The organism is Staphylococcus lloydii (assembly GCF_015775975.1).
Classification (GTDB): Bacteria; Bacillota; Bacilli; order Staphylococcales; family Staphylococcaceae; genus Staphylococcus; species Staphylococcus lloydii.
Map to the genome: position 1 here is coordinate 2,297,369 of NZ_CP064056.1, position 11,401 is coordinate 2,308,769.

Annotated in this window: 11 protein-coding genes; all 11 read right to left on the reverse strand. The window is 34.4% G+C overall.

Annotated features, from left to right (window positions below):
- Positions 1–318: 318 nt before the first annotated feature.
- Entirely contained in the window at positions 319–1,806 is a 1,488-nt protein-coding gene (gene lysS, locus ISP08_RS11355; RefSeq protein ID WP_195719588.1) for a lysine--tRNA ligase, read from the reverse strand.
- 366 nt (positions 1,807–2,172) lie between these two features.
- Positions 2,173–2,652, reverse strand: coding sequence for a 2-amino-4-hydroxy-6-hydroxymethyldihydropteridine diphosphokinase (folK, locus tag ISP08_RS11360; RefSeq protein WP_195719587.1), 480 nt, complete (start codon positions 2,650–2,652; stop codon positions 2,173–2,175).
- Positions 2,652–3,017, reverse strand: a complete 366-nt coding sequence (gene folB, locus ISP08_RS11365) for a dihydroneopterin aldolase (RefSeq protein WP_195719586.1) — start codon at positions 3,015–3,017, stop codon at positions 2,652–2,654. Before folB ends, folK begins: the two co-directional genes overlap by 1 nt.
- Complete coding sequence (folP, locus tag ISP08_RS11370) at positions 2,995–3,798, reverse strand: dihydropteroate synthase (RefSeq protein ID WP_195719585.1); 804 nt, start codon at positions 3,796–3,798, stop codon at positions 2,995–2,997. Before folP ends, folB begins: the two co-directional genes overlap by 23 nt.
- Before the next feature lie 189 nt (positions 3,799–3,987).
- A complete protein-coding gene (cysK, locus tag ISP08_RS11375) occupies positions 3,988–4,917 on the reverse strand; it encodes a cysteine synthase A (protein WP_048793327.1) in 930 nt (309 codons plus the stop codon).
- A gap of 143 nt (positions 4,918–5,060) precedes the next feature.
- Positions 5,061–5,936: an Hsp33 family molecular chaperone HslO gene (gene hslO / locus ISP08_RS11380; RefSeq protein WP_195719584.1), complete on the reverse strand. Its 876-nt coding sequence runs from the start codon at positions 5,934–5,936 to the stop codon at positions 5,061–5,063.
- A 199-nt stretch (positions 5,937–6,135) separates the two neighbouring features.
- On the reverse strand, positions 6,136–8,238 hold the full coding sequence (ftsH, locus tag ISP08_RS11385; RefSeq protein WP_048793329.1) for an ATP-dependent zinc metalloprotease FtsH: 2,103 nt from the start codon (positions 8,236–8,238) through the stop codon (positions 6,136–6,138).
- A gap of 255 nt (positions 8,239–8,493) precedes the next feature.
- Positions 8,494–9,033 carry a hypoxanthine phosphoribosyltransferase gene (hpt, locus tag ISP08_RS11390; RefSeq protein ID WP_048793330.1) on the reverse strand — a complete coding sequence of 180 codons (540 nt, stop codon included), beginning with the start codon at positions 9,031–9,033 and terminating at the stop codon, positions 8,494–8,496.
- The gene (gene tilS, locus ISP08_RS11395; RefSeq protein WP_195719583.1) at positions 9,026–10,324 is read right to left on the reverse strand and encodes a tRNA lysidine(34) synthetase TilS; all 1,299 of its coding nucleotides are present in this window, start codon (positions 10,322–10,324) and stop codon (positions 9,026–9,028) included. Before tilS ends, hpt begins: the two co-directional genes overlap by 8 nt.
- Before the next feature lie 178 nt (positions 10,325–10,502).
- The gene (locus tag ISP08_RS11400) at positions 10,503–10,901 is read right to left on the reverse strand and encodes a S1 domain-containing RNA-binding protein (RefSeq protein WP_048793332.1); all 399 of its coding nucleotides are present in this window, start codon (positions 10,899–10,901) and stop codon (positions 10,503–10,505) included.
- Positions 10,902–10,998: 97 nt separating this feature from the next.
- On the reverse strand, positions 10,999–11,397 hold the full coding sequence (locus ISP08_RS11405; RefSeq protein WP_048793333.1) for an FtsB family cell division protein: 399 nt from the start codon (positions 11,395–11,397) through the stop codon (positions 10,999–11,001).
- Positions 11,398–11,401 lie beyond the last annotated feature (4 nt).

The following is an 11,401-nucleotide window of genomic DNA, read 5'->3' on the forward strand; positions in this document are numbered from 1 at the left end:
GTAATATAAGTTCAAACATTTAACTGTTTGTTTTTTGCGACTTTTATATAATACTTAATTTCGTAACCTTTGTCAATACTTTTATCTAAGTATTTTTTGTTACGTATTAATAACATCTGAACTTTTTCTCGACTTGAACTAGTCTATCATATATTCTCATATATTTCTATTCCTTTTTTATCTAAAATTTTATCTTTTATGTGTAATTATGCGAACAAAGTGACTTAAGAGGCTTATTTTTACATACATTGATATTCATCAATACAATAAAAAAGCAGCTTCCCCCAATAAATTTTAGGAGAAACTGCTTTGTTTATATTATTTTTGTCTCATATAAGGGAATAATAATACATCTCTAATTGAAGCTGAGTTTGTTAATAACATTACAAGTCGATCTATACCAATGCCAAGTCCGCCTGTTGGAGGCATACCGTATTCTAAAGCTTCTATGAAATCTTCATCCATTTCATGTGCCTCATCATTACCTTCTGCTTTTTCTACTAATTGCGCTTCAAATCTTTCTCTTTGGTCAATTGGATCATTAAGTTCAGTAAATGCATTACCGTGTTCTCTACCAACTATGAATAATTCAAAACGATCAGTAAATCTAGGGTCTTCTGGATTTTTCTTAGCTAATGGTGATATTTCAATTGGGTGTCCATAAATAAATGTAGGTTGAATTAATGTCTCTTCAACTTTTTGTTCAAAGAATTCATTTAAAATATGTCCATATTTCATAGTACTTGTAATTTCAATGCCATGTTCTTTAGCTAAGTTTTTAGCTTGCTCTGTAGATTCTACTTCAAAGAAATCAACACCAGTAACTTCTTTTACAGCATCAACCATGTGTACACGTTTCCAATTTGATTCTAAGTCTATAGTTTCTTCTCCGTATTGTACTTTCGCAGTACCTAATACATTTTGAGCAATCTCTCTAATCATAGATTCTGTTAAGTCCATGATATCTACGTAGTCAGCATACGCTTCATATAGTTCAATCATAGTAAACTCAGGGTTGTGTCTAGTAGAAACGCCTTCGTTTCTAAATACACGTCCAATTTCGTATACTTTTTCAAGTCCACCTACAATTAGGCGTTTTAAGTGTAATTCAATAGCAATACGCATATACAATGTAGCATCTAGAGCATTGTGATGTGTCACGAATGGTCTCGCTGCGGCACCACCAGCAATTTGGTGCATCATTGGTGTTTCTACTTCTAAGAATCCTTTTTTATTTAAGTAGTTACGCATTTCTTGTAAGATCTTACTACGATTAATAAATGTTTGCGTACTATCTTGGTTTGTAATTAAATCTAAGTAACGTTGACGGTAACGTTGCTCAATATCTTGTAAGCCATGGAATTTATCTGGTAAAGGTCTTAAAGCTTTTGTTAATAAAGTGAAAGAATTAGCTTTTACTGATAATTCACCTGTATTTGTTTTGAACATTACACCTTCAACACCAACTATATCGCCTAGGTCAGTGCCTTTCCATAAATCAAATTGTTCTTCTCCAATTTGATCTTTTCTTACATATATTTGAATTTGACCAGATAAGTCTTGTACATGGGCGAAGCCAGCTTTACCTTTACCTCGTTTAGTCATTAGGCGACCAGCAATTACTACGCTGCTTTCGTCTTCTTTTTCATGTAATTCTTCTTTAGATAAGTGATCCCATTCTTCATGTAGACCTTCAGCTGTAGCTGAGCGATCAAATCTTTTTCCAAAAGGATCGATACCTAAATCGTATAATTCTTGCATTTTTTGACGGCGGACCTGCATTTGGTCATTCATTTCTTCTGACATTAACTTTCTCTCCTTTATGCTTGTTGTGCTACTTTGTCATTAAACATTTTTTCAGTTGGAATTCTTGTAATATAACTATCATTTTTTGTACTGTTCCAGCTTAATCGTACTACTTTCTCACCATACAATTACGATGAATACCATTTAGATACCTTGAATTATACTTACATATTTCCATAGCGCCAACTTTTTACTATTTAATTCTACTAGACGATGTCAATGTAATAAAGCAATTTCTACTTTATTTTGTATAGTCTGTTCAATAATGTTTTTTAGTTTCTAAATAAGGAACATTACTCGCATCAATCATCGAGCAAGCATTACATATTTCCACAGCTTCGATTCCAAACATTATGTATTAGACTCTTATGCTTTATACTTCTTAACTGTATCATCAGGTATAACTAACTCACCGATACTTAGTTGCGTGTGTGGTTCAACAACATCTGTCGCTATATCGTTTAAAGGCGTTAAAACAAATGCTCTTTCCCTCATTCTTGGGTGAGGTACTGTCAAATTTTCTTCTTCAATAATTTCATTCTCATACAGTAGTATATCTACGTCTAACGTTCTTGGTCCCCAACGAATATCTCTAACACGATGTAGTTGATGTTCAGTATAAAAGCATTGCTGTAACAATTGTTGTGGTGTAAGTGTTGTCTTTACTTCAACACATAAATTTAAAAAGTTTGGTTGCTCTACGTAACCGACTGGTTCAGTTTCATAAACTGGCGATATTTGTGACACTTGTACGCCATCAGCTTGATCCAAAATCTTTATAGCAGATTCTAATTGCTCTAATCTATCTCCTACATTGCTACCCAAACCTAAATATGCCGTTTTCATCAATGATTTCCCCTCACGATTTCTATACCTACACCGTCATAATGACCTTGTATTGGAGGATTTTCTTTAGTTATTCTCACTTTAGTTTCCATTACACGATTATAGTGTGAATTTATACGTTTTGCAATACGTTCAGCTAGATGCTCTAATAAGTTCACCGGTGAACCTTCCATAATAGCTTTAACCTCTTCGAAGACTTCTCCGTAATGTACTGTGTCTGATACATCATCGGATTCACCAGCATCTTTTAAATCTACACTCAATGTAATATCTACAATAAAGATTTGACCTATTTTATTTTCTTCAGGTAATGCACCATGATATCCATAAAACTTTAAGCCTTTAAGAAAAATCGTGTCGCTCATCTTCATTCTCCTTTAAAAAATCCATACTTTGACCAATACGTACATTTAATCCGACATTATGAACTCTTACGCCGCTAATGCCTTTCATTATACCATATGCAGTTGTAGCAGCTGTTGCTTCGTCCCGTTCAGTTGGCGCAGTATTTTGACCAATCATTTCTTTAACGAATCGTTTTCTACTTGTAGCTAATAACACTGGATATTCTGTAGCTACTAATTCGTCTAACCTAGCCATTACTTCTTGTTCTTCTTGGCGTGTTTTAGCAAATCCAATACCTGGGTCGATCCATATTTTATGTTTTGGTATACCTGCCATCTCGGCTTTATTTGCTTGTTTTAATAAATATACCAACATTTCATCCATTACAGGCTCATTTCTTTGGCCATCGCCATTGTGCATTAATACAATTTCACATTCATATTTTGCAACAATATCAATCATTTTACCATCATATAAGCCTGCCCATTGATCGTTTATCATTGTAGCGCCTGCTTGTATAGCTGCTTCAGCGACTTCACTTCTAAAAGTATCGACTGATAATTGAACATCATAACGCATCAATGCTTTGATAACAGGAATAACTCTATCTATTTCCTCTTCTATAGAAACTTCTTCATGACCAGGTCTCGTCGAAACACCGCCAACATCAACGATATCTACACCTTCGTCAATCATCGCCTCGACACGTTTCATCGCTGTTTCTACTTTATTAAATTGTCCCCCATCTGAAAAAGAATCTGGTGTTACGTTTAGAATACCCATGATTTTAGTATGACTCACAGTGCTCTTCCTTTCATTCATAGAAATTTACTAACTAAATGAAACATTATTATACTTATGATAACGCGATTCATTCATTTTTTCAGTATGAAATACTTATAAATTTACAGCTATGTAATGTATTTATATAAATAAAAAACCGAACACTTTATTGGAAGTGTCCGGTTAAAATCTATATTGATTATTATATTACTCGAAAGAATATAATGGTGTTGATAAGTAACGTTCACCATTACTTGGTAATACTGTAACGACAGTTTTACCTTTACCTAATTCTTTAGCTTTTTGAATCGCAGCATGAATCGCAGCACCTGAAGAAATTCCACCTAAGATACCTTCTTCTTTAGCAACCTTACGAGACATATCCATTGCAGTTTCATTACCCACTTTAATAATGTCGTCGTAAACTTCTGTGTCTAACGTATCAGGTACAAAGCCTGCACCTAAACCTTGTAATTTGTGAGGTCCAGGTTCTCCACCACTTAAAACAGGTGAATCTTCTGGTTCGATAGCTACTAATTGGATTTCAGGGTATTTTTCTTTAAGGACTTTACCAACGCCAGTTAAAGTTCCGCCAGTACCTACACCAGCTAAGAATGCATCAATCGTTTTGCCTTCGAATTGTTTAACTAATTCTGGACCCGTAGTTAATTCGTGGATACGAGGGTTAGCTGGGTTTTCGAATTGTTGTGGTTCGAAGTAACCATGTTCTTCTTTTAATTCTTTAGCTTTTTTAATAGCGCCTTTCATTGCTTCTGATCCAGGTGTAAGTACAACTTCTGCACCATAGGCTTTTAACAAGTTACGACGCTCTTGACTCATTGTTTCCGGCATAGTAAATACAGCGTTATAACCTTTAGCTGCACATACGAAAGCTAGACCAATACCAGTATTACCACTTGTTGGTTCTACAATAGTGTCGCCTGGTTTAATTTTGCCATCTTTTTCAGCTTGTTCAATCATACCTAACGCGATACGGTCTTTTACTGAGCCGCCTGGATTTTGATATTCAAGTTTAACATAGATATCAGCTGCATCTTCATCTACTACTCTATTTAATTTAACTACAGGTGTATTGCCGATTACATCTACAATGTTTTCAAAACGATTGTTTGTCATAAGAAACGCTCCTTTATTTATAAAAGTTAAAACTTACTTATTTTCTCGGATATATTTCTATTTTATCAGATTTTTCAGCAAATACAACTTTAACCTACTGTAGTGCTAAATTATTATTTAATTTTAATATTTTTGAATGAATTTTAGCTTTGAATTAACGCTTGTAGTTCTGCTTCACTATATTCATATTTATTACGGCAGAAATGACATTCAGCTTCTGCACCGTGGTCTTCTTCAATCATACTGTTGATTTCAGCTTCTCCTAAACCTTTAATTGCATTTAAGAATTTATCATGTCCGCAATTACATTCAAATTGAGTAGGTAATTCTTCCAAAATTTGAACATTATCTTCACCTAAAACTTCATATAATAATTCTTCTGGTGATAAACCTTGGTCGATTAATTTAGAAACAGGTGTCATATTATTTATAGCATCTTCTAATTTTGTAATTGTTTCGTCTTTAGCTCCTGGCATAACTTGAATAATAAAACCGCCAGACGCTTTTATAGAGTTGTCTGGATTAACTAATACACCTAAGCCGACAGAAGAAGGTACTTGTTCACTTTTTGCGAAGTAGTATGTGAAATCGTCACCTACTTCACCAGACACAATCGGACTTGAACCTGAGAAGTAATCTTTCATACCTACATCTTTCACAACTGTTAATGAACCATTTGTACCGACAGCTCTACTAACATCTAATTTACCAATGTCATTTAATGGAAAATGTGTTTGTGGGTTAGTCACATATCCTCTAACGTTTCCTTTAGCATCCGCATCAGCGATTACTTTTCCAATTGGCCCTTGCCCATCAAGCGTAACTGTTAATTTTTGGTCGCCTTTTAACATTGCGCCCATCATAACTGTCGCTGTCATTGTACGACCTAATGCAGCAGACGCAGTCGGCCAAGTATAGTGTCTAGTTTGTGCTTCTTGCACTGTTTCAGTTGTTAATGCACTATAAGCTCTAATTTGTCCATCAAATGCTAGAGCTTTAACAATATAATCTTTTGTCATTTTTATTTCTCCTTTATTGTGAAAGTTTATTATTTGTTTTAATGTTTCGTACAATCACTTTAATTTTACATTCAATATATTGTAATAGCTTATAAATAAAATTGCCATCTATTTGTTTGCAGCTAACCAATGTTTCATATAAAAACAAAAACTCCTTTTCTACTATTCAATCATTAGCAGAAAAGGAGTAATTTTTAAATTAATTTCTATTACTTGGATCGTTAGGATCACTTGGATTGCTTGGTTTATCTATGTTCGGTGCTTGTTCATGACCAGTTTGTTCATCACTTTGGTCTTGATCATCACTACCGCTTTCTTCGCTGTCGTTAGAATCACTATTACCTTGGTTATCTTTGTTTGTTAATTCATGTTGTTCTTTGCGAATGTCGTCATAAGATTTACCATATTTTCCTTCTTGGAAATCAGAATCTTCTTCGTTAGCAACTTTCGCATCGTCATAATTAACTTCTGGTAAAACACCATCGTAGAATAATGATCTAATTTGTTCAGCAACCAATGTTTCTTCAGTAAGTAGTGTTTTCGCAATTAATTCTAATTGTGATTTGTGTTCTAATAAGATTTCTTTCGCACGTGCATATTGTTCTTTCACTATGCGTTGAACTTCTTTATCGATTTCATATGCAATTTGGCCAGAATATTCTGTTTCGCCTTGCATATCTTTACCTAAGAACACTTGTCCTCCACTACCACTAGAGAATTGTAATGGTCCAAGTTTTTCACTCATACCGTATTCAGTAACCATCTTACGTGCAATTTGTGTAGCACGTTCAAAGTCATTTGATGCACCTGTTGATACTTCATTGAAGTTAATATCTTCAGAAACACGGCCACCGAGTAAACCACAAATTTTATCTAATAGCTCTGGTTCAGTCATTAAGAAGCGATCTTGCTTAGGTAACATCATCGCATAACCGCCAGCTTGTCCACGGGGTACAATAGTAACCTTATGAACAACTTCAGCTTCGTCTAACACCATACCAATAATCGTATGTCCTGCTTCGTGGTGCGCAACGATATTTCGTTCTTTTTCGGAAATAACACGTGATTTTTTAGCCGGACCAGCGATTACGCGGTCTGTTGCTTCTTCAATATCACGCATGTCGATTTTTTTCTTACCTTCACGTACAGCAATTAATGAAGCTTCGTTTAATAAGTTTTCCAAATCTGCACCGGAGAAGCCAGGTGTTCTTTGAGAAATTGCTTGTAAATCCACTGTATCATCAAGAGGTTTATTTTTAGCGTGAACATGCAGAATTGCTTCACGTCCTTTTACATCAGGGCGACCAACTTGTATTTGTCGGTCGAAACGTCCAGGACGTAATAATGCTGGGTCAAGGATGTCTGGTCTGTTTGTAGCGGCAATCATAATGATACCTTCATTTTCACCAAAGCCATCCATTTCAACTAGTAATTGGTTTAACGTTTGTTCACGTTCATCGTGACCGCCACCAACACCTGCACCACGTTGACGTCCAACTGCATCAATTTCATCTATGAATATGATACATGGTGCATTTTTCTTAGCATTTTCGAATAAGTCACGCACACGGCTCGCACCAACACCAACGAACATCTCAACAAAGTCTGAACCACTAATTGAGAAGAATGGTGTACCTGCTTCACCAGCAACGGCACGGGCTAATAAAGTTTTACCTGTACCTGGAGGTCCTACTAATAGCACCCCTTTAGGGATACGTGAACCCATTTGTTTAAATTGCTTGTTATCTTTTAAGAAGTCCACAATTTCGATAAGTTCTTGCTTTTCTTCGTCTGCACCAGCTACATCAGAGAAGCGAACACGTTTTTTCTGACTGTCGTACATTTTAGCTTTGGATTTACCAAAGTTCATCATACGACCGCCACCGCCGCCACCTTGTGCTTGGCTTAAGAAGAATATAAACAATAACGCGATAATTAATACTGGAATTAATGTAGTTAATATACTTACGAATACGCTTTGTTTTTCTTCTTCTTTAACTGTAAATTTTAGATCATGTTGTTTTTGTGCTGTATCTGTAATTTTTTCTAACTCTTTATTGTTGTTATATAGAATAGTTGAAGAATAATCTTCACCTTTATCGGTTTTACCACTCACCATATAAACATTTTGCTCTGGTTGTATTTTTAGTGATTTTAACTCACCTTTATCAAGTTGTTTCACAAATTGATTATAAGTAAGCTTTTTCGGCATATTGCCATTTCCATTCAGCCATGAAAATAAACCGAAAATTATAACGCCAATGATTGCGATTACTAGCACATTGCGAAAGGCTTTCTGCATGCGTCATTTCCTCCTACTTCAATAATAAAACTAACAAAAATTGTAACACAATAGTACATTTAAAGGCTAGTATTTCAACTTTAGTGTTGCGCTTACAACCCTTGCTACTTTACTTTTTTTATATTCTAATATTTAAACAAATAATTCCCATAATATATGTAATACTCTTAATTATTTCATGCCCTAAAATTTAATTTTATCAAGGGCTGAATATCCAGTATATAACAACATCATTAAAGGTTAAATTGTCTTGCTTTAATTTGAGTAAATTTCTGGTTTTAAAGTACCGATGTAAGGTAAGTTACGATAAAGTTCTTTGTAATCTAAACCATATCCAACTACAAATTCATCTGGTATCTTTTCACCTACATATTTCGCCTCGATATTCGCTTTACGACGATTTGGTTTATCCAATAACGTCACAATTTCTAATGAATTAACACGACGAGATTCCAACAGTTCAGTGATTGATTTTAATGTTGTTCCTGTTTCAAGAATATCTTCGATAATCAATACATCTTTACCTTCAATTGAAGAACTCAAGTCTTTTAAAATTTGTACTTCTCCAGTAGATTCTGTCCCACCGTGATAGCTTGATACGTCCATAAAATCGATTGATAAATGCGTATCAATTCGTTTAATTAAGTCAGTCATAAACATAATTGAACCCTTTAAGATACCAATACAAACAAGTGGTTTACCTTGATAATCTTGTGTAAGTTGCTTCCCTAAATCTTTACAAATTGATTGTATATCCTCTTCTGTAAGTAAAACTTCCTTCAAGTCATCATGCATTTCCAAGTTCATCTCCCGTATTTTTTATCTTCATTGCTTGCTTATAGCTTTCCTTTATAAATAAAGTGCCAACTGCAATAATTTCGTTTTGATTATTGATAATTATAGGTAATTGCTCGCGTTCATTAGCTATAATTTTGTGATCAATCAACAATCTACTTACTTTTTTATGACCTTCTACACCATTTAACTTAAACTTATCGCCGTCTTTTCGCGTTCGTACAGTTAATGGGAATTGATGTTGAGGCATTGCTTTATTTATCTCGATGTTGTAATGTCCGAATTGGTACATGTCTGGTTCCGTTATCGTCACATTATTTAATTGCTGGCTATAATTTGCCATTACAATAAATTTATCATATGCAATATGAATTATCCATTTTTCCGACGAATATAATATTGATTGGCTAACGTTTTCACTTAATTGACGCAACCAATCGTTATAAGTTTTTTCCGAAAATGCTAATCCAGTGTGCAAATTCTTCAAAGCCTCGTCGAGCACCGTTATTTGTAAAGAATAGTCTAAGGCATTAAATTCAGACCTTGAAATATACAACGGTGACGTTAAATCATCATTACTGCTAATTTGTAAAAATGCTTGTGCCCTTTTTTGTAGATGTAGTAATTGCTCATCATGCCATACTTTCAATTTTAGCAATTGTTGCGCGTTAAGTTGAGCATTTTGTTCAATTGCTGGCAGTATGCGATTTCGAATATCATTACGGACATAGTCATTTTGATGATTTGTTTCATCCTCATAAAATGGCACCTGATATTGAGTTTGATATTGGTGAATATATTGTTTTGACACATTGAGTAATGGACGTACAATCTTGTAGCCCTCTCTCCAACTCACATCAGCGATACCTAAACTACTACGCGTCGATTTGCCAGTCATAAGTCGATAAAAAATCGTTTCGATTTGATCATCTTGATGATGCGCAGTTAATAATACATCACCGCCTAATGCCTTCATTTGCTTATCAAACCAATCATAACGTAAAAGTCGTGCTTCGTTTTCAATACTTTTACCTTCATCTACGATATGGCTAAGATTCAACGTTTTAGTATGTAAGGGAATATTTAAATCTCTGCAATATTGTTGAATAAATTGTTCTTCTTCGTTAGATGCATGTCTTAATCCGTGATTAACGTGTAAACAAGTAAGTTTTCTATAACTGGCTTTTAAAGTAGTACTTAATAAATGTAGTAATACCATGCTATCGATACCTGTGGATACCGCTAAAACGATATGACTGTTGTCATCCCACTCAGTTGTATTCACTTCCAATATTCATCCCTCCTCACAACAACTTTCACGACAAATCCGTTCACTTTAGTTATACTGGATTTTTCAATAAAAATAGACTGTTTCCTTCAATCAAGAAACAGTCTGTGATTGTTAACATTAAAGATAACTGTAAATTTCCCAATTAACTTTAACCTATATTGTAGACTAAAAATTTATATTAACGTCTAGCTCCGCGTCCACCGCGTCTAGACTCAGTTTGACGTTTAATAGATGTTAGTTTGTCTTCGCTATCTTTTAAGAAGTTATTTAGTTTTTTCTCAAAATCTTCTGGTTTTGCTTGAGCTTGTTTATGACTCGGTTTATTTTGAGGTTTACGAGGTTGGTCTTTTGCTTTCTTAATAGAGAGGCTGATTTTGCCATCATCAGCGATTGTAAGTACTTTAACTTCAACTTCATCCCCTACAGATAGATGATCTTCTACGTTTTCAACATAGTTATCTGCCACTTCACTTATGTGAACTAAGCCACTTTTCCCCTCTGGTAGCTCAACGAATGCGCCAAACTTTTTAATACCAGTGACTTTACCTTTAAGCTTATTTCCTACTTCGATTGACATATTGTAAATAAATCCTCCCGATTTGATTCGATTTTAACCTTATTATATTCCTGTTCGCTCAATTTAACAATAGTATTTGAATTAAATAAAAAAATCTTTATTTATCTTGTTTGGATCCTTTTTCTTGCTGTTTTGACTTGTCTCCCGGCAGTTTAAATATTACCTCTCCATCGTTACTCAAATAATAATCATCTCGGGCAACTTTTTCTATATAATCTTTACTGTTTAAGTTATTGAGTTCTTCTTTTAATGCTAATTCTTCATCTTGTTGCTTTTGATATTTTTGCTCTTTATGTTGTCTTTCTACAGTTGCTTCGTCATTGCTTTTCATTTGTGTGACAAGCATGATTGAAAGAATGATAATAATCGCGACTAATATACCGCCAAATAAAGTAACTCTTTTACGTACAACTTTACGTCTCATACGTTGTTGCTGCTTCTTCTTATTTTCAGCAGAAGTGAAAGTATTGCCTATATTTTCAACTTTTTTACTCATAGCT